Consider the following 23,348-nt stretch of genomic DNA (forward strand, 5'->3'; position numbering starts at 1 on the left):
TCTGTAAAGATACGCTACAGCCAGTCTTGTCTGCCTTAATAATATAGTTGATAGGTTTCAAAATTGGTGGTAATTATAACTTCAGTCACAAAATTAGTCTGATAGTTGTCACTGATCTTGATACTCAGACTTGAGGATGACTGTGCTAATCAGTCATCAAAACCTTTATCTAATTTGTTACTTTTTGTGACTTAAGAGCAATATCCCCACCAAGATGAACACTAACGTTTAGCTTAGAGGTGAGATAATAATCAATTATTCTCATAAATCATAAAGTAAACAATAATATTTATTTGGAAGAATAAAATTAGTTAATATATGATGGTTTTTTGACACATTGTTACGGAGTCTTGGATTCATCAAGGTTTTGCTTTTGGATCATGTGTACTAATGGAGCATCAGGATTTTTTAAGTCAATGTAATCTATTTCTGAGGGATTGAGTTTTTTATCGATGTGTTTTAGTTGAGCTAGGAGATTGATTTGCTCAGGTAACTGCGATAAGGCAGCACCAAGATAAACTTTTCCTAATTCTGTTTTCAAAATTAAATTAGTTGGGTCTTGGTAGTCAATTTCTGTAATTTTCACGGAACTTTGGTTGATGTATGGATAAAGTTGACTCCAGTAAGGGCTGTATTGTTCTGGCAATCCGATGACTTTTAAGGTAGGCAACTTAACTTGAGGATTCACCAAAGTATATTTGTCCAAAGGCATCCATACCCCATTGGCATCCAACAAACCCATAGACATCTTTTTTTGAGAGTTAGTTGGTTGTGTTTTAGACCTCTGAGCCAGTGCTACAGGTACTCTTTCTTGAATTTCGATAATTAAACCTGGTGGGAAAAGACGACGATTAACAGTTGCTTGGGCGATTGTGGGTTGTTTCTTCAAGGAATCAGCGATCGCTCCTGGTTGAATTCGCCACAGAGATTGGGGATAAGATAGCACTAACAAAGACTGAATTGCCTCTTGTGAGAGCAATTGATTTCCAGATTTCATGGATATTTGCTTAGGAGTTTTCAGTACCCACATCGGCTGGAGTGCTACCCACAGCAAACCAGAAGCTAAACCAGTAATAGCTAAAGTCCGCCAAATAGCTTGTACAATCTTCATCTGACGCTGACGACGTAATTTTTTACGACGTTGAGCTAAATCCTTTTGGGTGACAGAGACGATCTCAGGCATTAATACCTCTTTGTGATTGCAGTTAAATTCCTGAATGGTACAACGCAGTGGAACCCAAGATACCAGATTTTTTTAAATTCATCTCGTTTTAGTTGGTGGCTTCATTTTCAGAATGTGTGTAAAACTAAGAAGCTACCTCAAGATATTTTTAAACGGGAGGTTAGGCAATGGCGATCGCCACCATCAATCCTGCCACTGGGGAAACGCTCAAAACCTTTGAGCCACTTAACGATGTAGAAATTGCTGCTAAATTAGATTTGGCATCTCAGGCTTTTTTAGAATATAGGAATACGAGTTTTGCCGAGCGATCGCACGCTTTGCAAACGGCAGCAGATATTTTAGAACAAGATAAAGCCGATTTGGCGAAATTAATGACCTTGGAAATGGGCAAGCCTTACAAAGCAGCCATTGCTGAGGTGGAAAAATGCGCCTTTGTTTGTCGCTACTATGCTGAACACGCCGCCGATTTTTTGGCGGATGTGGCAGTTAAAACTGATGCTAGTCATAGCTTTGTTCGCTATCAACCCTTGGGCATAATTCTCGCTGTTATGCCGTGGAATTTTCCCTTTTGGCAAGTTTTTCGCTTTGCTGCACCGGCGCTGATGGCAGGAAATGTGGGTTTACTTAAACACGCTTCTAACGTACCACAGTGCGCTTTAGCAATCGCAGAGATTATCCAACGGGCGGGTTTTCCGGAAGGTGTCTTTCAAACCCTATTAATTGGGGGGGCGAGAGTTGCCGATTTAATGGCTGATGATCGGATTAAAGCTGCAACGTTAACTGGTAGCGAACTAGCTGGATCATCTTTAGCGGCGGCGGCGGGTAAGCACATTAAAAAAACTGTCTTGGAATTGGGGGGAAGTGATCCATTCATCGTCCTGGAAAGTGCGGATGTAGAAGCGGCGGCGACTACAGCCACAACAGCCCGGATGTTAAATAACGGACAATCCTGTATTGCAGCCAAGCGCTTTATTGTCGCAGAAGCGATCGCTGATCAATTTGAAAAACTACTGCTAGAAAAATTCACGGCACTAAAAATTGGTGATCCTTTTGATCCAGATACGGATATTGGGCCATTAGCAACCCCGGATATTTTGCAAGATTTACACCAACAAGTACAAACAGCCGTCAAAAGCGGTGGTAGAGTACTCACCGGTGGCCATCCTTTAGCAGATCGTCCTGGCAATTTTTATCCGCCAACAATTATCATAGATATCCCAGTCGATGCGCCAATTGCCCAAGAAGAATTTTTTGGCCCAGTGGCGTTATTATTCCGTGTGCCTAATATTGATGCGGCAATTCAACTGGCGAATGCTACACCCTTCGGTTTAGGGGCAAGTGCTTGGACAACGAACAATCAAGAATGCGATCGCCTCACTTCGGAAATTGAAGCAGGCGCAGTATTTATTAATGGTTTAGTGAAATCAGATCCCCGATTGCCGTTTGGTGGTATCAAGCGTTCTGGCTACGGCCGAGAATTGAGCATTCAAGGCATACACGAATTTGTCAATGTTAAAACCGTTTGGGTGAAGTGATTGGGGATTGGTAATTGGTAATTTATCAACCGTTCTTGTATTACCCATTACCCATTACCCAAAATATTGTTATTAAGGAATTCAAAATGAATACAGCTGAACTTTTGGTACAGTGTTTAGAAAACGAAGGAGTACAATATGTTTTTGGACTCCCTGGTGAAGAAAACTTACACGTTTTAGAAGCGCTAAAACATTCTTCCATACAATTTATTACGACTCGTCACGAACAGGGTGCAGCTTTCATGGCGGATGTCTATGGGCGGCTGACAGGAAAAGCTGGTGTGTGTCTTTCCACCCTTGGCCCTGGGGCGACGAATTTAATGACTGGTGTGGCAGATGCCAATCTTGATGGTGCGCCTTTGGTAGCGATTACCGGGCAAGTGGGAACCGATAGAATGCACATCGAATCCCATCAATATTTAGATTTGGTGGCAATGTTTGCGCCTGTAACTAAGTGGAATAAACAGATAGTTAGACCGAGTATTACACCAGAAGTTGTCCGCAAAGCCTTCAAGCGATCGCAAACCGAAAAACCCGGTGCAGTCCACATCGACTTACCAGAAAATATTGCCGCTATGCCCGTCGAGGGTAAACCTTTACATAAAGATAATATTGAAAAAACCTACGCTTCGTTCGCTAGTTTGCGCGCCGCCGCCGCCGCTATTTCTCAAGCAGTTAACCCGTTAATATTAGTCGGCAATGGGGCAATTCGTGCCAAAGCTAGCGATGCTGTCACACAATTTGCCACCCAAATGAACATCCCAGTTGCTAATACTTTCATGGGTAAAGGTGTGATTCCTTACACTCATCCTTTAGCATTATGGTCAGTCGGATTACAACAAAGAGATTTTATTACTTGTGGTTTTGATAATACAGATTTAGTCATTGCTATTGGTTATGATTTGATAGAATTCTCCCCCAAAAAATGGAACCCAGATGGGAAAATTCCCATCGTACATATTGCGGCTGATGCTGCGGAAATTGATAGTAGTTATATTCCCAATGTAGAAGTCATAGGAGATATTTCTGACTCTCTGATGGAAATTTTAAAAGTAGCAGATAGACAAGGTAAAGCAAATCCTTATGCTATCAGCTTGCGGGGCAATATTCGCGCTGATTACGAACAATATGCCAATGATGATTGTTTCCCCATTAAGCCACAGAAATTAATTTATGATTTGCGTCAGGTAATGGGGCCAGAAGATATCGTGATTTCTGATGTCGGCGCTCATAAAATGTGGATTGCTCGACATTATCATTGTCATAGTCCTAATACTTGTATTATTTCCAATGGCTTTGCCGCTATGGGGATTGCCATTCCTGGCGCTTTGGCCGCAAAACTCGTTTATCCTAACCGCAAAGTTGTCGCCGCCACGGGTGATGGTGGCTTTATGATGAATTGCCAAGAATTAGAAACAGCTTTACGAGTCGGGACACCTTTTGTCACTCTAATTTTTAATGATGGTGGCTACGGTTTAATTGAATGGAAACAAGAAAATCATTTTGGCAAAGGACAGTCAGCTTTTGTCCATTTTGGTAATCCAGATTTTGTCAAATTAGCCGAAAGTATGGGTTTAAAAGGTTACAGAGTTGAATCTGCACTAGATTTAATTCCTGTTCTCAAAGAAGCCTTAGCACAAGATGTACCCGCCGTCATCGATTGCCGTGTAGACTACAGAGAAAATCGCCGCTTCACTCAAAAAGCCGGTGAGTTAAATTGTACTTCCTAGATCCTCTAAGCTGAGGTTTTCTCTTTGTCCAAAGATTGTAGGGGCGGGTTCATTAAGATCATTGTTAATCATTAATCATTTCTGTAAACCCGCCCCTACCGCTTGTGAGAAATGGAGGTTACGCAAAACAGAACGAAGGTAGCGGTAATACCCTGCGGGAAGCCTTCGGCTACATGAATTACCGCTACGTAATAATACGATTTTCCGCCCAATCTGGCGATCGCACAAGTTATAGCATGAGGAGAATCTACTTACTGAACTATACTAGTCTTGCGGCAGGGGGGATAATAATAGGAAAATCTGTCAATGTCCTTGAAAGGAGCAGAAATTGCGAGGATCATAAAATTTGCTAATGAGAAGCAGCCGAGTCTGTTGTTAGCAATTTCCGGGGTGGCAATTATGACAACTTTACCAATTGTGTTGCTGGCCTCTACTCCTGAAGTTGCTCATACTCGTTCACTAGCGGTTGATCACGCAGAGGTCACTGTAATAAAGGCTTCTGCACTGATTAATAAACAAGCGTGTAGCTCTCTCAAAATTTCTCAGGCTATTGAACGGTGGCAATCTCAAATTGTTGAATCCACTCAAATTTTAGTAGAGTGTGGCACTGAAGCAACTGCACCTCTGATTCGACTGCTGGAAGATGAAAGCAAAGATACCCTTAGCCGTCGTGCTGCGGCTAGGGTTTTGAGTCAGATTGGTTCTCCGAAGGCGATCGCTGCACTAATTAGGATCGCTCAACAGCATCGCTCAGGTATTCGTGATAGCGCATTCAGGGCGATCGCCGATATTAATCCCCAAGCCAGAGATACCGTTCCTATTCTGATTGTGGCTGTCGCCGATCAGGATCTAGAAGTCAGCAGAGTGGGAATGGCAGCATTACGCCGCATCGATCCAGCTGTGCCAAATCAAGTGATCAGTTTTCTTCAAGAAGCCTTAAGAAGCAACAATACTGAAAGACGCAACACAGTTCGTTCCCTACTGAATCAACTTAGTTCCCATTCGCAAGCCAATATTTCATTGTTAACTCAGGCACTTGAGAGCCAACAAGAGCCAACAAGAGCGATCGCCGCCTATGTTCTGCTTCAGCTAGGACGCAAAGCCCAAGTTGCAATTCCAGTTCTGACGAAAGCTATGCTTGATACAAGTAGCTCTGTTCGAGACACGGTTGCTTGTGCATTAGGGCGAATCGGTTCCAGGGAAGCTATTACTGTTTTAATTACGCAGTTAAAAACAGGAAATGAAGCAACTCAAGCCAGTGCAGCGATCGGACTCAGTTCTCTGACGGCTGAAGCAAGAGAAGCACTTCCCGTCTTAATTGCAGCCCTCCGAGACAACAATGAACAGGTTCGTAGCATGGCTGCCTATGCGTTGGGGCAGATGCAGAAACACGCACGTCGAGCAATTCCTGCATTACTGGGAAGGTTAAGCGATCGCAGTGCTAATGTACGCATAAGTGCTGCTTATTCATTAGCACAGATTGCTCCAGACGATCCTAGAATAATTCGCCTTCTCGTCAGGCAAGCAGTTTCAGATGTCGATCCAACAGTTCGAGACAGTGCTACCGAATCTTTAGGACAAATTACCCCAGAGGCAGCTTCAACCCTACTGGAAATTTTTGCCAGTCAAAACGAGAATGAGGCAGAGGCAGCTGCCCAACTCTTGCTAAATTTAGGCTCAACGGTTGACTCGTATTTGACCACTGAGAATCTTCCTAAAATACTACAAGGCATTTCCCATGTTCGGTTGAGTTTTCCGTCTAACTCTCACAGAATCGTGTTTGCGAATTATGCCCTTCGGCAACTCGGCTCTAACATTGTTCCAACTCTCATTTCATCTTTAAATAGCCCAAATGAAGATATCCGAGTGGGAGCAACCTTAGCTCTATTGATCGGTTATTCAGAAAAATATTTCAATCGCCAATCCATTGAACCCGCTATTCCAACATTGACTCAAACGTTTCGCAACAGCCGATTACATACATTGTGGAAAAGTAAAAATCAAGCTCTAGTTATGGCAGCAACTCAGGGTGATCAGGAAGCTTACTCATGGGTTGCAGAAATCGTGTTTGGCGATCGCCTTGGATTATCTACTTTAGCATTGCTGATTTGGTTAGATGAATCGTTTCTGGATGACCTCAAACGTGAAAATGCGATCGCTACTAACTTCGTGCGAGAAGAGGTTTTTGGTATAAGTGCAGCAGGAGGAGGAGAATTAGTAGCGGCACTTCCACTCAAGAACAACCGTCCTGCTATTTGTCGTATAATTTTTATGCAAAAATTTCTTTGGAGATGTCGTCAATAATTTAAAATTAGTTATTTATGATTAATATTGTAATTCAATTGAGTGTAAGTTTAATTATTTTACTTCCCTATTTCACTTTTAGCGGTTTGTTGAAAAGTAATTTTAATAACTCACTAATCAACTTAACTAATTATAAAAAAGCACAGGAAGTAAGTACAAAGATATGTACAAACACAAGAATTGAGGATTTAATTAGTCAATTACAAACTTTAAAAGGCTCATCAGTTGAGATCACTTTTATCCTTAACGAGTTGGTTAGTTGTGATTCACAGGCTGTTCCTGCTTTGATTAAAGTCTTTGAAAATGAACAAGAAAAAGTAATGGTTCGTCGGATTGTAGCTAGAGCATTAGGAAAAATTGGCTCCCAAGAAGCTATCTCTGTATTAGTTAAAGTCGCTATAAATAAAAAATCACCTGTTTATGACAGCGCTATTAGAGCTTTAGATGATTCTGCTTTAGGACTCATATTCTTAGTTACTGCTGACCCTTTACAGCAAATGCCTATTGACAGACAAAAAGCTATTCCACTGCTTGTTCAAGCGTTAAGTCATGAGGATGAAAATATTCGATCTGCTGCTGCTGAAGCTTTAGGCAAAATTGGTCTAGATGCCCAAATTGCGATTCCAAACTTAATTGGACTTGTTGAAGATAAAAGCAGAACTGTTCGGGCTGAAGCTATTAACGCATTAGCACAAACAGGAAAGGCAGGAATTAATGCTTTAATAGAAGCCATTAAAAACAAAAAAATAAGTTTTAGTTCTGGAGCTATAGCTCTCGTTCAATTAGAAGATAATTCAAACGTTAGGGATGTGGTAAAGAGAGCTACTCCATATTTACTTGATGCCTTTCATAATAATAAAATAGCTGGTCAAGATAGATGGATTTTAGTTCAGCTTCTAAATGCTACTGGTCAAACAAAGGCAGCAGATGAAGTATTTTCTGCATTAATTAACAGTGAAGAATCTCGTCCTATTTTGCAAAGATTGCAACCAGGTGGTGCAGAACTTGCCCTAGAAGCAGCGACTTCACGAGGAATCGCCAGAGAACCTGCTATATGCCGATTTAGCTTCATGCGTCGAATTTTATGGAGATGTCGTTGATGTTTTTTTATTACCAACAACTCTTGAAGCTAACTTTGCAAATTTTTCTGGGATTTTCATCGGGTCTGGCTGCTTATTTTTTATATTCTTCACCAGTCTTTCCACAAATTGCTCAATCAACCAATGAACATAATTCAGAATTTCTACTCAAAGATGTCCTAATTCCTGCATCACGAATCTGTTCTAATTCTGAGATTCAAACCTACATTAAACAGCTAGATTTGCCTTCAGAAATTGCTATTTCTAAAGCGTCTTATTATGCCTTAGTATCTCAATGTAAAGCATCAGCCGTGCCAGCATTGATTCAGGCATTAAAGAGTCAACAGGAAAATATCCGAGCAAATGCGGCTTTAGCAATTGGCGAAATTGGCACAAAAGCGATCGCTGCAATTCCAGCTTTAATAGAGGCGTTAGACGATGAAAGTAACGCTATCCAAATAAATGCTGCCTATGCACTTGGACAAATGGGATGGGCTGCTGAACCTGCTATTCCTAGCTTAAGTCAACAATTAAAGGATGAAAATCGAGCAGTAATTACCAGTGCTGCTTATGCGATTGGTCAAATTGGCTCATCACTTCTGAATGAAAGGTATTTCCAGATTTACGGAGTAGTTACTCAAGAGAATGGTCGTCGCCGTGTCAGCTTATCAAAAGAAGGTAGCGAACAACAAAAAGCACTTGCGATCAAACTATACATCACTTTATTTAATGCCTTCAATGAACTTTACACTGCCCGTATCGGTAATCGTGAAGCTTGGAATCAGGATGTTAATGCTGAGACTGCCTTTCTTAGTATTGTTGATGCAATAGACGCAATTCGTATGATTAATAATTTGTATGCCGATATTAATCCTCATCATGGAGGAACACCATATACTAATCAAGGTGGAGTAGAACTGCTTGCGACAGTACAAACCGATATAGATAGTAAACGTCCTGCTATTTGTAAAGTTCGTTTGCTGAACCGAGTGATACCGAGATGTAAAAATAAAGCATAATCAGTCCACCTAAAATGTAGACTGTATTTAGGCAATAGTTTGTACTAAAAGATGCAGCCAACTACGTTCAAGGATCGGAATCTCCGGGGGCGTTCCTTCAAAGGACAGGATTTGTTTGGGCAAGACTTTAGCGGTGCTGATATTCGAGGTGCAAACTTTACTAATGCTACATTAATTGGGGCTAATTTCAGCCAAACGAAAGCAGGTTTACGACGACGAGAGGCGATCGCTCTTGTTACTCTCGCATTTTTTTTAGCAATCCTCTCAGGTTTCATGACGGGTTATGGCGCAGGAGTGATCGCCAGCCTGATTGCTTTAGGAAACCAGATCAACCCCCACTCGTTTCTCTCTGGAGTCGTAGCTGTGACTCTCCTGGGAATATTTACTGGCATCACTTTTCGTAAGGGGTTAGCCTCAGCTGGAGGTACAGCCGTTTCTATTGCGATCATTGCGGCGCTATTTGCGGCGATCGCTTCTCAGGAAGTTGCTGTTGTTGCCCTCGTGCAAACTATTGGGATTGTCAGTGCTGTCGCCGGGGTGATGGTGGGAGCCTTAGCAGTGGCTCTGATGCTAGTGATGATGGGAACCAGAGCCTTAGCAGTTATGGCTATTTTAGCTGTTCTCAGTACCTCTGTAGGCACTCAATTTGGGATTGCTGGAATTGAGTCTGACCAAATCTTTGTAATTGCCTGTGTAATTGCAGGAGCGATCGCGCTGGTGATGCTCTGCCTCAGTGGTTATACTGGGTGGCGTGCTGGGAAAGGCAGCAGGCGTTATATGCTAATTCGCAGTCTGGCGGTAGCGATCTCGACTCAGGGAACAACTTTTCGCAAGGCTAACCTCACCGATGCCGATTTTACAGCAGCGATTCTCAAAAATACAGATTTTCGCGGGACAACACTAACTCGCACCTGTTGGCTTCAAGCCAAGCAACTAGAACAAGGGCGGTTAGAAGGCACTTATCTCAATGATGCTGCAATTCGGCAACTGGTAATCAGTAAAGATGGCCGAGAACAAAATTTTGATGACTGCAATCTGCGGGGAGTAAATCTGCAAGATGCAAATTTGACAGATATCAGCTTGATTGGGGCTGATTTGAGCGAAGCGACTCTACAAAATGCTGACATCTCTAGAGGTAAATTGGTACAAACTCAGCTTTACCGAGCTAATTTAACCTGTGCCTGCTTGACGGGAGCCTACATTCAAGATTGGGGTATTTCCACTGATACTTGTTTAGATGAGGTGAAGTGTGAATACATTTATATGCGACTACCGACTAAAGACGATCCCGATCCTTGTCGCAAACCGGACAATCGTCAAGAAACCTTTAAAGACGGTGACTTTTCAGATTTCATGGCTCCCATTTTGAAAACACTAGGATTATACCGCCAGCAAAATGTCGATCCCCGGGCGATCGCTCACACATTTAAAACTCTCGACCTGTATCACCATCAGGGCATCGATCCGGCGGCGGCGGCGATCGCCCTGAAGCAACTTTCAGAGCAGTATCCAGAAGCAGGGCTAGAAGTAGTTGCTTTGGAGGGAAGGGGACGAGAGAAGATTCGCCTCCAGGCAGTTGTCACGGATGCAGTCGATCGCTCCCAACTTAGCGCCCGTTACTTTGCAACTTACGATGAGATTAAAGAGTTATCATATCGTGATATGCAAACTCTATTGACAGAAATCGCCCAAAAAGATGAGCGAATTCGCAGTTTAGAGCAAATGGTGAAGACAGCAATTGATAGTAACAAATTTTACGTAGAAACTTATTATCATCTGGGGGATACCGTGTCTGAAAAAAGCTCAATCAACATCGAAGGCAGCACCGTTAGCGGTTTAGTACAAGGTAATATTAGCGATGTCAGTGGTGTGTTGAATTTAGGGGCAATTAGTGGCGATGTCACGAATGCGATCGGACAACTACCCAGTGCTGATGAACCAGATAAACTAGGACTCAAGGAATTGCTGACTCAATTGCAAGGGGCAATTGAAGCTGAAACCGAGTTAAGTCAAGAAGATAAAGCGGAAGCATTAGAGCAAGTTAAGGTCTTAGCAGAAGCTGGTCAAAAGCCTCAAGATGGGCCACTAAAGAAAATGGCAAATACGGCAGTTAAGGTTATCAAGGGAACAGTTGCAAGTTTGCCACAAGCGACAACGCTGGTTGAAACTTGTAGCAAATTATTACCAATTATTACCAAACTTCTAGGAGTACCGTAAAGTTTCGTAGCAGTCTGGGCATCATTTCTAAGTTTCTGCAAGGCAGTGACAATGGCTACCGAATAGGTTTTAAAATTCAATTTCTGATATAGGAATCCGATTTGATTTCTGTTGGCGTAGCCTGTGCTTACACAAAAAATATAAGTATGTGTAGGGTGTGTTATACCATTTCACTTTAATAATGATACAAATACGTGAGTCCGTCAGTCCGTCAGGGATTGTAAATCCCTGTCTCATAGCTAAAGTCCTCTCAAGAGGACTGAATATCAGAGTCCATTTTAATGGACTTAAGCTATGAGACCACCGTTTTAACCGTTTTAACGGTGGGCGGACAATACCCAACGAGTAAGCTATATGTATCAGGATTTTTGTGAATTGGTATTACTTCGTTAACGCACCCTACAAAAATAAAAATCTATCGCCACATTTAAAGCTTGCCACGCCACTACGTATCTGTTCAAAAATCAAGTAGTCATCCTATAGTCACGGAGCAAACAAATAGGTACAGGCAACTAAACCAGCTACCAAGTTAGAGGAATTCATCATTGGCTTAAATCAAGAAGTAGCAACTTACTTGATGAGGATTATTCGTTATAATTAGTAACATAACAATAGTAAACCATCTTAAAAACTCCACTATGAATCGTCTCACTCAAATTCTGCAAAACACATTTATCCGTGTTGAAGGTTTATTTTCGGTAATTTTCGGCAGCATTTTTAGCTTTTTCGGCAACATATTTGGCACTTTTGCTAGAGTCGCTGGTTTAAATCTAAATCAGTCTAGTTATTATTTAGAATCTGAACCAACACAAAATACTCAACAGTCATTAGAAAAACCGTCAACTAAACCTACACAAAATCCCACTGTTGAAAGCTCAAGTTCTCAGCGTCGTCGTCCCAATACCACAATGGATTACTACCGCAAAATGGCTAATGAGATAAATAAAAAGTAACTCAATTTTTAAAGGTTAAAGTAGGGTGCATAACTCACACCCTACTCAATAATAAAATTATTGAAAAACTTAAATTTTATTCATATAGAAATAACCTTTTAATTCTGACAAATTAATTTGATGCTTATAGGTAATATAAATATATATCTTTTAACAAATTGATAGATTCTACCTCTATCATTAGGTGGAAATTGCTGTGTTCAATGCTGTCTGTGCTTATAGGTCAATCTTGAGGCATAGAGTATTGATTAAGACTTTAGGTTACGAATAATGAATAGGTTGCTTGAAAACCCAAAATCAATTTTTTTTTGTTATGGTGATCCCAAAGGAATTATTAAACACACATTGCCAGCAAAAGCACGATACATCGTGTTTATTTAGTTGTGAATTTTCAAATAACATAAGTCGCAAAAAGAACTAAAGCTCAATAACCAGAGCATCAACAGGGGAGGTAACACTGATGGTGATAGTATCTCAGCAGACTTTGGCACAATTTTCTCAAGAGAAATCACTTGTTCTCTGGTTTGATGAAGTGGGAATTGGTGATATCGCTTTAGTCGGTGGAAAGAATGCTTCATTGGGAGAAATGATTCAGCAGTTAACACCCAAAGGCGTGAATGTACCTGGAGGATTTGCCACCACTGCTTATGCTTATCGCTATTTTATCCAATCGGCAGGGTTAGAAGTTCAGTTACGAGAACTGTTTGCTGACTTGGATGTAGAGGATGTGAAAAACTTACAAGAACGGGGACTAAAAGCCAGATCGCTGTTAATGCACACCCCCTTTCCGCTAGAATTGCAACAGGCGATCGCCAAAGCATACACCAGTCTGTGTGAACAGTATCATCCCGACACAGACGTAGCTGTCCGTTCTAGCGCTACTGCTGAAGACCTCCCCGATGCTAGTTTTGCTGGACAGCAAGAAACCTACCTGAACGTGGTGGGTGTGGAAGAAGTCTTAATGGCCTGTCATAAATGTTTTGCTTCCCTATTTACCGATAGGGCAATTTCCTATCGCCAGACTAAAGGCTTCGATCACTTTAGCATTGCTTTAGCCGTCGGTGTGCAGAAAATGGTACGTGCAGATTTAGCCACCTCTGGGGTGATGTTTTCCATTGATACAGAAACAGGTTTTAAAGATGCAGCATTAATTACTGCCGCCTATGGTTTGGGTGAAAATGTTGTCCAAGGGACAGTTAATCCAGACGAATATTATGTATTTAAACCCACATTAAAAGCAGGTTTTAAACCAATTATTGATAAAAAATTGGGTAGCAAAGAATTAAGAATGGTCTATGACCAAGGCTCACAATCTACTAAAAATGAACCTGTATCCACAACAGAACAAAACAAATTTGCTCTTAGTGATGAGGATATTTTACAACTAGCTAATTGGGCTTGTTTAATTGAAGACCACTATTCTCAAGCCCATAATACTTACACCCCAATGGATATTGAATGGGCAAAAGATGGCATCACTAATCAACTGTTTGTTGTCCAAGCCCGTCCTGAAACTGTGCAGTCACAGAAAAACGGTAACGTGTTGCGGAGTTACCGTTTGGTCTTAGGAACTGGAGAGTGGGGAGAGGCGATAGGGGGACACGGGGACACGGGGACACGGGGACAAGGAGACAAGGAGAAACTTCTTTCTCCCCATCCCCCACTCCCCTTAGTCACTGGTAGGGCAATTGGGGAAGCAATTAGTCAGGGAAAAGCACGGGTAATTTTAGATACCAAACAAATCCAGGAGTTCCAAGCTGGGGAAGTGTTGGTGACAGAGAGAACAGATCCTGACTGGGAACCAATTATGAAGCGTGCCAGTGCCATTATTACCAATTCTGGTGGACGCACCTGCTTTGCTGGAAATACAAAGATTTTAACTAATAAAGGTTTTATGACATTGCGACAGATTTATGAGCAAGGTCATCAAGGATTATTCACTTTATCATTGAATACACAAACAGACAAAATAGAGTGGAAGCCGATTCTTGACTCAATGAAAAGACAGTCAAAGATGATTGGTGTTAGTGTATCTCAAACAGGTAGAGTTACTGACAATATTCTCAACCTGACTCCCGATCATAAAATGATTAATATTCGGGGTGGTCAATATGTGAAAACTGAAATTCAAGAAATGCTGGCTCATCAGGAAATGTTAGTAACAGCACAACATATTCCTTTTTTAAGTGATGATAGCAAAGAAAAAAACAAAACGGCTTATTTATTAGGTGGTATTCTGACTGACGGTTCAATTTATAGAAGCAATAGACATGGTGAGGTACAGTTTATTCAGAAGAATATCCCCCAAAAGCAGCAATTTATCAGTGCGATGAATGATTGTGTTAGCACTGTTTATGGTAAAGCATTTGTTCCTTATCAAAAAGCTAAATCTTCTGGTTATATCAGAGGTCAATTAGTAGTAGGTGAAGCAACAGCTTATAGATTGTACTCGAAACAAATAGCCTACGAACTTTATGAAAAAGAGCAAAATATCGTCAGTAGCTTGTTGAACAACTCTGTAGAGTTTTCATACAATTTCTTGGGGGGAGTCATAGATGGAGATGGATGTTACTTCAACAATCGCATCAGTATATATATATCAGAAGAACTTCTTCTACAAGCTGTGATTGTAGCTTGTTTAAAAATAGGTACTGTTCCTCAAGTAACAAAGAACAGAAATATCTACAATGTGCAATTAGTCGAAAATCTCAAAGAAATCTTGAAATTTACCAACAGAGTCAAAGGGGAGGTTGCTGATAGAACAATACAAACACGCTTTTTTGCTACTAAACAACTCTTTGGCGATGATGTCAAAGGTCAACTGAAACTGAGAAGAGATAATAATTTGCTCATCTCTGATAAACAGCTGCAAGAAACTGACAAATTTGCGAAACTCCTTGCAGGAGATATACGTATGCAGCGAGTAGTTTCAATTGATGAAGCAACTTATGGAGACGTTTATAATATCACAGTTGCCGAACATCACAACTATGTTGTGTTCACCAGCAAATACACACCAGTTATAGTATGTAACTGCCACGCCGCGATTATTGCCAGAGAATTGGGCGTGCCGGCGATCGTCGGCTGTGGTAACGCTACAGTAGTATTGACAACTGGTCAAGATGTGACAGTATCTTGTGCAGAGGGAGAAGAAGGTAAAGTTTATCCTGGGTTACTGCCTTTTGCAGTCCAGGAAGTACCTTTAGAAAACTTACCCCGCACCCACACCCAAATTTTAATGAATGTGGGTAATCCCCAAGAAGCTTTTAGTTTATCGGCAATTCCCAATGATGGAGTCGGTTTAGCCAGGACAGAGTTTATTATTGCTAACCAAATCCAAGTTCATCCTTTGGCGTTAATTTACTACGACAAATTAGAAGATGCAGCGCAAAAAGCTAAAATTGCAGCTATCACAGCAATGTATGACGATAAGCCCCAGTATTTTATCGATAAATTAGCTCAGGGTGTGGGGAGAATTGCCGCAGCGTTTTATCCCAAACCTGTGATTGTGCGGATGTCTGATTTTAAGAGTAATGAATATCGTAACTTGGCAGGTGGTCAACAATTTGAACCAGAGGAAGAAAACCCCATGCTCGGTTGGCGGGGGGCTGCACGTTATTATGATGCAGGCTACAGAGAAGGTTTTGCTTTAGAGTGCCATGCCATTAAGCGGGTACGAGATGAGATGGGTTTAACTAATGTTATCCCCATGATTCCTTTCTGTCGTACGCCGGAGGAAGGACGCTTAGTTTTGGATGAAATGGCAATACATGGTCTAAAACAAGGTGTTAACGATTTGCAAGTTTACGTTATGTGCGAGTTACCAAGTAATGTGATCTTGGCGGAACAGTTTGCTGAGGTATTTGACGGTTTCTCCATAGGTTCCAACGACCTAACTCAGTTGACACTGGGATTAGATAGAGATTCGGCTTTAGTCGCCAGACTCTTTGATGAACGTAGTCCGGCGGTGAAGCAAATGGTGAAGATGGCGATCGCATCTGCGAAAAAACAAAATCGCAAAATCGGGATTTGTGGACAAGCTCCAAGCGATTACCCAGAGTTTGCTCAGTTTTTGGTAGAACAGGGAATTGATTCGATTAGTCTCAATCCAGATTCTGTGTTAAAGACAATGCTAGAAATAGCCAAAGTGGAACAGCAAACGCAAAGCTGAGACTTGTACCTGCATTTCTCACAAGCCACAGATATAGCAGATGTAGGTTGGGTTAAGCGCAGCGCAACCCAACATAGATACTGAAAGCTTAACCGATATCTCGGTGTTGGGTTTCCTTACGTCAACCCAACCTACTTCTACATCTCAAGATGAGTTATGCTGAGGCAATCACAACAACCTACCATTGGTAATTAATAACCGGCTGTTTGATCTACGACATTACGTAGAGGTTGACCGTGACGATAGCGGGTAAAATTGTCGAGGAATAAGGCAAGCGATCGCTCTTTGGTTCTAGGAGAATTACCTGAACAATGTGGTGTAATCAAAACGTTGGGTAAAGACCACAATAAGCTCTCTGGTGGTAGTGGTTCTGTAAACACTGTGTCTAAAGCAGCCCCAGCAATTGTACCATTTTGTAATGCTTTAACTAGTGCCAATTCATCGACGATTCCACCACGCGCAATATTAATTAAGTAAGCATCAGGACGCATCAGGCACAGTACCTCAGCATCAATCATACCTTTAGTATCCCAAGTCAGAGGTGTGGCGATCGCCACATATTCAACTTCACTCAAAAGTGCTTTCCACTCATCTGCACCTACTACTTTGTCAAAGTTAGGTAGCGGTTGTGGATGACGACGACTGCCAAAAATCCTCATACCAAAGGCTTTTGCACGGGAGGCAATTTCTTGTCCAATACCACCTGCACCAATAATTAACAAAGTTTTATCTAATAATTCTTGAATTGCCAGACCTCTTTGCCAATCGTGTGCTTGCTGTTGTTGATATAGTTTGGGTAATTGTTTGGCATGAGACAGCATATAAGCAATGACAAATTCGGCAATGGGAATGGCATGAACTCCCGACCCGTTAGTCAAAATCAGGTTACGCTCTCGATATTTGGGTGTAATAATGTGATTTACACCTGCATTTGGTGCATGATGCCAACGCAATTTTGGTGCGGCTTCTAAAACTCGATGCAATGTTGTTGGTTTGAGGTTAAACCAGCTAAAGTAAACTTCTGCATCTGTGGGATCGCCATCTAAGTTACCTTCGCTGTCCACACGCACAAACTTTATCTCATCGCCTAAATGAGCCTCAAGCTCTGTAGCTATATCTTTCGGGATAATAATTTTCAAAGCTGACAACTCCCTTCACGTCGCTTTGTCTAATTCTCTTGCTTTTATCAACACTTGAGCTTGATTAATTAAGTAAAAAAGCAGGTGCGTAGACATCACCTAGACTTAAAAATTTCATCTTTGACATTTTCGCACCCACCTCAGCCATCAGAGGTATCCATCCCCCTATGAAACATTGCCACCTTGCACTTAGCCTAGACAAGCAAAGCTTCCAGTAGCAATGAAGACTATATGCAATCAACTACGCTCCACCGTAGATAATCGCCGTTAATATTTAGTACTGTTTACTGGTCGAGTTACCGTAGTTTATATCCTCAAAAAGCTTTACACACTTTTTTCGGAAAATCAAGGGTTATCTTAATAAAAGTTAAAACTTATGAAACACAATGGTCAAATAAGATAAAAACTCACAGAGCGAATAAAATCTTTCTTGAGTAATCATGAGCAAAAAACCTTGAACTTATGCCAATTTTGCCAAGATACTTTAACTTTACCACGCTACTGAAACCGAGAATTTAAAGACAGCCAATATACCAGATTATGCTCATATAAGCAATTAATTTTTTATGCTGAAAATTTAACACTGAACACCCATTTACGAAAGTTTTTAAAGGATGCTACCATTTTAGACAAATAAAGTACTGTAATTCGATTGACTTAACGTAGATTATAGTAAAAAATAAACTTAGCTGACTTAACAGTATCACTCCTTCCCAAGATACTGCCAATTAATCATCTGAGTATTTCACATAGACAATGAGGTAAAACTTTATGTTGAAATTTTTATTTCAGCGCCTGATCATCTATTGGCAAAAATGGGTTACTTTTAATATTACCAGTCAAAGATGGTTATTATCTATTGCCCCTATAAAATTGAGTGGAGCATTTATTACTGGTTTATGTCTCAGTTTTTTATTTGCTGCTTGTACAGCTAATAATGCCAGTAATACTACTAATGTATCTGCCAATAATCCCACTCAACCTAAAGCATCATTAGTCAGAATAGGCTATCAAAAATCAGCTATTCTTCTAAAAAGTAAAGGGCTTATAGAAAAGCGATTACAACCAGAAGGTGTATCTGTAGAATGGATTGAATTTCCGGCTGGGCCACAGCTATTAGAAGCGATGAATGTTGGCAGCATTGACTTAGGACATACAGGAGAATCACCACCAATTTTTGCTCAAGCCGCCGGTGCTGCAATCACATATATTGCAGGAATTACCCCCAGTCCTGCTAATTCAGCGATTCTTGTTTCTAAAAATTCTGCCATCAAAACAGTCAACGATCTCAAAGGAAAAAAAATTGCTTTTCAAAAAGGCTCTAGCGCCCATTATCTGTTGGTGCAAATTTTAGAAAAATATGGTTTGAAATATAGTGATATTCAACCGAAATATTTGCCTCCAGCCGATGCCCGTGCTGCTTTTGTCAAAGGTAGTGTTGATGCTTGGTCAATTTGGGACCCATTTTATGCAGCAGCCGAAAAATCTACTGATGCGCGTGTGTTAATTGATGGCACAGGAATTAATAAGCAAGGAGGATATTATCTTGCAAGTAAAAATTTCGCTAACCAACAACCAGAAATTATTAAAGCAATACTAGAAGAAATTCAAAACTTGGAACAATGGTCTGCTCAAAATCGTGCTGAAGTAGCAACAACTCTTTCTCCTCTCTTGGGTATTGATTTGGAAACAATGCAAAAAAGTACTAACAGAAGAAACTTTGGTATTACACCAATTACTCCAGAATTAATTACTCTTCAGCAGCAAGTTGCTGATAAATTCTATGAACTCAAATTAATTCCCAAACAAATTAACGTCAAAGAAGCGATGCTTACACCTGAGCAGTATGCTGCTTTTTCACCAAAAAATCAATAATTCTTAATTATGACTAATCCTACTGAGTTACTTAATCGTCGTTATGGTGTAGACACATTCAATGCAGATATTCTGGGGAATGAGACAATATCTAATTTGCTCTCTCATCGTTCGATTCGTGCTTACCTGAGTGATACTTTACCAGCAAACACTCTAGAAACTTTGATAGCAGCCGCACAATCAGCATCGACTTCTTCAAATCTTCAGACGTGGAGTGTCGTTGCTGTTGAAGATACCACACGCAAAGAGAAGTTATCACAGTTGGCGAATAACCAAGCACATATTCGCCAGTGTCCTTTATTTTTGGTCTGGTTGGCAGATTTAGCGAGATTAACATACATCGCTGAAAATCAAGGATTACCCTATGAAGGTCTGAATTATCTAGAAATGTTTCTGACGGCAACTATAGATGCAGCCTTGGCAGCACAAAATGCTGTTGTCGCGGCGGAATCTCTGGGTTTGGGAACAGTTTATATTGGTGCATTGCGTAACCATCCAGAAGCAGTAGCAGAGGTTTTGAATTTACCACCTCATGTTGTTGCTGTGTTTGGTTTGTGTGTTGGTTATGCTGATTCATCTGTAAATGTAGAAGTTAAACCGCGTTTACCCCAAGCAGCAGTATTGCATAGAGAAACTTACCAATTAGACAAACAAGACCAGGAAATTGCTGTTTACAACCAAATCATGAAAGCATTCTACACTGCTCAACAGATGAATGTTCCTGGTGATTGGTCAGAGCATTCCACTAAACGCATAGCGTTTGCTGATTCTTTATCGGGACGCGATAAGTTGCGGCAAGCTTTGAACAATTTGGGTTTTGAGTTGCGTTAGCAACGCCTATGTAAGTATCATCCTTTGTGCTTTGTGTTAAAAAATTGTCCACACAAGCACAAAGGATATGTTGGTGCTAATTAAGATGAGTATATTCTCTGCCTTCTTAGAGGGTGTTTGAAAAGTTTCAGTAGGTATAAAAATGTCATTCTGACTGAAGCGCAGCGTCAGTCAGAATCTAGGTTTTGTGGCACATACCGAGATGTTTCATTCCGCTACGCTGCATTCAACATGACAAAGAAACAGACTTTTCAAACGTCCTCTTACATCTCCATTGATTTTGGTTTCGGGAATGGAGTAGACAACGGTCAATATATCAGCTTTATGGATTATGCTAATTGCCACGCGATTTTAGATATAACTGGAGTAACTAGGTGACAGAGATTCAGCGTCATTTTTAATTACTGACAAGGAATAAATATGGCTAGTTACGAAAATATATTGCCAGCAATTGGGAGAACTCCGTTAGTCAGGCTTAACCAAGTAACTGAAAATATTCAATCTCCTATTTACGCCAAAGTAGAATATCTTAATCCTGGTGGCAGTACCAAAGATAGAATTGCCCTGGCAATGATAGAACAAGCTGAAAAAACAGGTCAACTGCAACCAGGAGGAACTATTATTGAAGCTACCGCAGGCAATACTGGTGTAGGATTAGCACTAATTGCCGCAGTCAAAAAATATCGGTGTATTTTTGTCATGCCTGATAAGATGAGCCAGGATAAAATTAACCTGCTCAAAGCTTATGGTGCAGAAGTAGTTGTAACTCCCACATCTGTAGCGCCTGATTCTCCAGAAAGTTATAACGGTGTAGCCGAAAGGCTAGCTAAAGAAATTCCCAGTGCATATAGACCAAATCAATTTGAAAATCCGCATAATCCTTTAGCTCATTACTTAACTACTGGCCCAGAAATTTGGTCAGATAGTCAAGGTGAAGTTGAAGTTTTTGTTGCAGGTATGGGTACTGGTGGCACAATTTCAGGAGTTGCTAAATATCTCAAAGAACAGAATCCTAATATTATCATTGTCGGTGCAGATCCAGAAGGTTCTATACTATCAGGAGATAGTCCCAAATCTTATAAAGTGGAAGGAATTGGTGAAGACTTTATTCCGAAAACTTTTAATCGTCAATTAGTCGATGAAATGATTCGAGTTAGTGATAAAGAATCTTTTAACATGGCGCGTCGTCTAGCCAGGGAGGAAGGCTTACTTGTAGGAGGCTCTTGTGGTACAGTAGTGGCCGCAGCCCTCAAGTATGCAGCTCGATTATCACAGCCAAAGTACATTGTAGTCTTATTACCTGATACCGGAAGAAACTACATTAATAAAATTTATTCTGATGTGTGGATGCAGGAAAATGGTTTTTGGGAAGGTAAAACCGTAAAAACTGTAAAAATTGGGGAAATTCTAGTACAGAAAACAGATTTTCCTTCTTTAGTTGCTGTTAGTCCTAGCGACACCTTGACTGATGCCACAAACTTGCTGCAAAAGCTGAATATATCTCAGCTACCTGTCATTGATAACAATCAAGTAGTAGGTAGCTTGAACGAAGCATCTCTAATGAAATTTCTCCATGACGGTATTAATTTTTCTAACCAAACAGTTTTAGCTGTGATGGGTAAACCGTTACCAATTCTCGATGAAGAAGTGGATGTAGCAGAAGCTTATCGAGTGCTTCTATCAGGAACAACAGGGATTATTATTACGCAGCAAAATATGCCAATTGGCTTAATTACCAGAGCAGATTTGATTAGATATTGGATTAGTCAAAACTAAAAAATCTTCAGAAAAACAATGGAATTTGAAACCAAAGCAATTCACGAAGGACAACAATCAGACCCACAGACTGGTGCTGTAATTGTTCCGATTTATTTAACTTCTACATACGAGCAAGCAGCAATAGGTCAGCACAAAGGATATGAATATTCTCGGACTGGAAATCCCACTCGTCATGCTTTAGAAGTAGCTCTAGCTGCTATTGAAAATGCTAAATTTGGTTTGGCATTTGCTTCTGGGTTAGCTGCTACTACCACAGTTTTGAGCTTGCTAAAAAGTGGTGATCATATTGTTGCTGGTGATGATTTATATGGTGGTACTTATCGCTTGCTAGAACGGGTCGTGAAAAATTGGGGTGTGACAACTACCTATGTAGATATTGATGATATTGCTAATTTTGAAACGGCTATTCAACCCAATACTAAATTAATTTGGGTGGAAACTCCTACCAATCCATTATTAAAAATAATTGATATTGCGGCGTTAGCAAATATTGCTCACCAACAGAATATTATTTTAGTAGTTGATAACACTTTTGCCAGCCCTTATTTTCAAAAACCACTAGAGTTAGGCGCTGATATTGTAGTTCATAGTACCACCAAATATCTGGGAGGACACAGCGATATCATTGGTGGCGCAGCTGTCACATCTCACCAGCAAATATACACCGAGTTGAAATTTTATCAAAATGCGATTGGAGCAGTTCCTAGTCCCTTTGATAGTTGGTTAGTGCTGCGCGGGATTAAAACTTTAGCTGTCAGAATGAAAGAACATGAAAAAAATGCTTTGTTGTTAGCTAAATTTTTAGAACAACATCCCAAAGTTGATCGCATTTATTATCCAGGATTACCTAGCCACGAACAACATGAATTAGCAAAATCACAAATGTCCGGTTTTGGCGGAATGATTAGTTTGGAATTAAAAGGTGGTTTTGCCGAGGTGGAAAAATTTGCTTCTCACCTCAAGCTATTTCTATTAGCAGAAAGTTTAGGAGGTGTAGAGTCATTACTTTGTTATCCTGCTCAAATGACTCATGGTTCTTTACCAGAAACAGAAAGATATAAGCGGGGAATTAATGATAATTTAATCCGTCTTTCTGTTGGAATCGAAAATGTATTAGACCTGCAAGCTGATTTAGAAAATGCTCTAGGTTGAAAATAGAAATTACGGGTGTATGGAAAACCCGCATTTCTTGCAAGCAGTAGGGCTGAGTTAATAAATATGCTCCCATCAGCGTTGCAGAACAGGGGGATGAATTTAGGCAAGCAGGGGAAGCAGGGGGGAAAATTTTATAACTTGCTAAATCATTCCTCGATTCAGCAACGCCCTCTCATCCAATTATTAACGAAAATCTCGCTCAACCAGCTTCTACGACCTCTATTTCTAGTTTGCACGTAATTTTTAATATAAGTATTTATTGGAATTGTCTATACTAAGTATGTAAAATGCTTATATTTTCCTTTGGTTTCGATACTGCACAGCACTTGTATTCAGTTTGTGTATATGGAATGCTTATACATATGAATAAAATACTGT

Annotated in this window: 14 protein-coding genes; 12 read left to right on the forward strand and 2 right to left on the reverse strand. The window is 40.6% G+C overall.

Annotation, left to right across the window (positions count from 1 at the left end; all coding sequences use genetic code 11):
• Nucleotides 1-340 precede the first annotated feature (340 nt).
• On the reverse strand, nt 341-1,183 hold the full coding sequence (locus FD725_RS01785; protein WP_179046555.1) for a cell division protein FtsQ/DivIB: 843 nt from the start codon (nt 1,181-1,183) through the stop codon (nt 341-343).
• Nucleotides 1,184-1,350: 167 nt separating this feature from the next.
• Here FD725_RS01785 and FD725_RS01790 point away from each other — a divergent pair, with 167 nt between their 5' ends.
• From FD725_RS01790 to ppsA, 8 genes are all read left to right on the forward strand, one after another.
• Nucleotides 1,351-2,718 carry an NAD-dependent succinate-semialdehyde dehydrogenase gene (locus FD725_RS01790; protein ID WP_179046556.1) on the forward strand — a complete coding sequence of 456 codons (1,368 nt, stop codon included), beginning with the start codon at nt 1,351-1,353 and terminating at the stop codon, nt 2,716-2,718.
• Between the two features lie 86 nt (nt 2,719-2,804).
• Nucleotides 2,805-4,448: an acetolactate synthase large subunit gene (locus tag FD725_RS01795; RefSeq protein ID WP_179046557.1), complete on the forward strand. Its 1,644-nt coding sequence runs from the start codon at nt 2,805-2,807 to the stop codon at nt 4,446-4,448.
• A gap of 306 nt (nt 4,449-4,754) precedes the next feature.
• Nucleotides 4,755-6,752, forward strand: coding sequence for a HEAT repeat domain-containing protein (locus tag FD725_RS01800; RefSeq protein WP_179046558.1), 1,998 nt, complete (start codon nt 4,755-4,757; stop codon nt 6,750-6,752).
• A 17-nt stretch (nt 6,753-6,769) separates the two neighbouring features.
• Nucleotides 6,770-7,852 carry a HEAT repeat domain-containing protein gene (locus FD725_RS01805; RefSeq protein ID WP_179046559.1) on the forward strand — a complete coding sequence of 361 codons (1,083 nt, stop codon included), beginning with the start codon at nt 6,770-6,772 and terminating at the stop codon, nt 7,850-7,852.
• Complete coding sequence (locus tag FD725_RS01810) at nt 7,852-8,850, forward strand: HEAT repeat domain-containing protein (protein ID WP_179046560.1); 999 nt, start codon at nt 7,852-7,854, stop codon at nt 8,848-8,850. Before FD725_RS01805 ends, FD725_RS01810 begins: the two co-directional genes overlap by 1 nt.
• Before the next feature lie 51 nt (nt 8,851-8,901).
• Nucleotides 8,902-11,067 carry a pentapeptide repeat-containing protein gene (locus tag FD725_RS01815; protein ID WP_179046561.1) on the forward strand — a complete coding sequence of 722 codons (2,166 nt, stop codon included), beginning with the start codon at nt 8,902-8,904 and terminating at the stop codon, nt 11,065-11,067.
• A 638-nt stretch (nt 11,068-11,705) separates the two neighbouring features.
• Nucleotides 11,706-12,020 (forward strand): threonine dehydratase, encoded by a 315-nt coding sequence (locus FD725_RS01820; RefSeq protein WP_179046562.1) that lies wholly within the window; start codon nt 11,706-11,708, stop codon nt 12,018-12,020.
• 460 nt (nt 12,021-12,480) lie between these two features.
• Nucleotides 12,481-16,191 (forward strand): phosphoenolpyruvate synthase, encoded by a 3,711-nt coding sequence (ppsA, locus tag FD725_RS01825; RefSeq protein WP_179046563.1) that lies wholly within the window; start codon nt 12,481-12,483, stop codon nt 16,189-16,191.
• A gap of 191 nt (nt 16,192-16,382) precedes the next feature.
• Here the strand turns inward: ppsA and FD725_RS01830 are convergent, their stop codons facing one another.
• Nucleotides 16,383-17,330 (reverse strand): D-2-hydroxyacid dehydrogenase, encoded by a 948-nt coding sequence (locus FD725_RS01830; RefSeq protein WP_179046564.1) that lies wholly within the window; start codon nt 17,328-17,330, stop codon nt 16,383-16,385.
• A 771-nt stretch (nt 17,331-18,101) separates the two neighbouring features.
• Between FD725_RS01830 and FD725_RS01835 the strand changes: the two genes are divergently transcribed.
• The 4 genes from FD725_RS01835 (at nt 18,102) to FD725_RS01850 (ending at nt 22,967) form a co-directional block, all read left to right on the forward strand.
• The gene (locus tag FD725_RS01835; RefSeq protein WP_179046565.1) at nt 18,102-19,205 is read left to right on the forward strand and encodes a sulfonate ABC transporter substrate-binding protein; all 1,104 of its coding nucleotides are present in this window, start codon (nt 18,102-18,104) and stop codon (nt 19,203-19,205) included.
• Between the two features lie 9 nt (nt 19,206-19,214).
• Nucleotides 19,215-20,036 carry an NADPH-dependent oxidoreductase gene (locus FD725_RS01840; RefSeq protein ID WP_179046566.1) on the forward strand — a complete coding sequence of 274 codons (822 nt, stop codon included), beginning with the start codon at nt 19,215-19,217 and terminating at the stop codon, nt 20,034-20,036.
• Nucleotides 20,037-20,456: 420 nt separating this feature from the next.
• Complete coding sequence (locus tag FD725_RS01845; protein ID WP_179046567.1) at nt 20,457-21,812, forward strand: cystathionine beta-synthase; 1,356 nt, start codon at nt 20,457-20,459, stop codon at nt 21,810-21,812.
• Between the two features lie 18 nt (nt 21,813-21,830).
• Nucleotides 21,831-22,967 carry a cystathionine gamma-synthase gene (locus FD725_RS01850; RefSeq protein WP_179046568.1) on the forward strand — a complete coding sequence of 379 codons (1,137 nt, stop codon included), beginning with the start codon at nt 21,831-21,833 and terminating at the stop codon, nt 22,965-22,967.
• The last annotated feature ends 381 nt before the right edge of the window (nt 22,968-23,348 follow it).

The organism is Nostoc sp. TCL26-01 (assembly GCF_013393945.1).
Lineage (GTDB): Bacteria > Cyanobacteriota > Cyanobacteriia > Cyanobacteriales > Nostocaceae > Trichormus.

What these genes read in the sequence shown, in the direction of transcription:
- FD725_RS01785 (WP_179046555.1), bottom strand. Translation starts at nt 1,183, where the DNA reads ATGCCTGAGATCGTCTCTGTCACCCAAAAGGATTTAGCTCAACGTCGT.
- FD725_RS01790 (WP_179046556.1), top strand. Translation starts at nt 1,351, where the DNA reads ATGGCGATCGCCACCATCAATCCTGCCACTGGGGAAACGCTCAAAACC.
- FD725_RS01795 (WP_179046557.1), top strand. Translation starts at nt 2,805, where the DNA reads ATGAATACAGCTGAACTTTTGGTACAGTGTTTAGAAAACGAAGGAGTA.
- FD725_RS01800 (WP_179046558.1), top strand. Translation starts at nt 4,755, where the DNA reads ATGTCCTTGAAAGGAGCAGAAATTGCGAGGATCATAAAATTTGCTAAT.
- FD725_RS01805 (WP_179046559.1), top strand. Translation starts at nt 6,770, where the DNA reads ATGATTAATATTGTAATTCAATTGAGTGTAAGTTTAATTATTTTACTT.
- FD725_RS01810 (WP_179046560.1), top strand. Translation starts at nt 7,852, where the DNA reads ATGTTTTTTTATTACCAACAACTCTTGAAGCTAACTTTGCAAATTTTT.
- FD725_RS01815 (WP_179046561.1), top strand. Translation starts at nt 8,902, where the DNA reads ATGCAGCCAACTACGTTCAAGGATCGGAATCTCCGGGGGCGTTCCTTC.
- FD725_RS01820 (WP_179046562.1), top strand. Translation starts at nt 11,706, where the DNA reads ATGAATCGTCTCACTCAAATTCTGCAAAACACATTTATCCGTGTTGAA.
- ppsA (WP_179046563.1), top strand. Translation starts at nt 12,481, where the DNA reads ATGGTGATAGTATCTCAGCAGACTTTGGCACAATTTTCTCAAGAGAAA.
- FD725_RS01835 (WP_179046565.1), top strand. Translation starts at nt 18,102, where the DNA reads ATGTTGAAATTTTTATTTCAGCGCCTGATCATCTATTGGCAAAAATGG.
- FD725_RS01840 (WP_179046566.1), top strand. Translation starts at nt 19,215, where the DNA reads ATGACTAATCCTACTGAGTTACTTAATCGTCGTTATGGTGTAGACACA.
- FD725_RS01845 (WP_179046567.1), top strand. Translation starts at nt 20,457, where the DNA reads ATGGCTAGTTACGAAAATATATTGCCAGCAATTGGGAGAACTCCGTTA.
- FD725_RS01850 (WP_179046568.1), top strand. Translation starts at nt 21,831, where the DNA reads ATGGAATTTGAAACCAAAGCAATTCACGAAGGACAACAATCAGACCCA.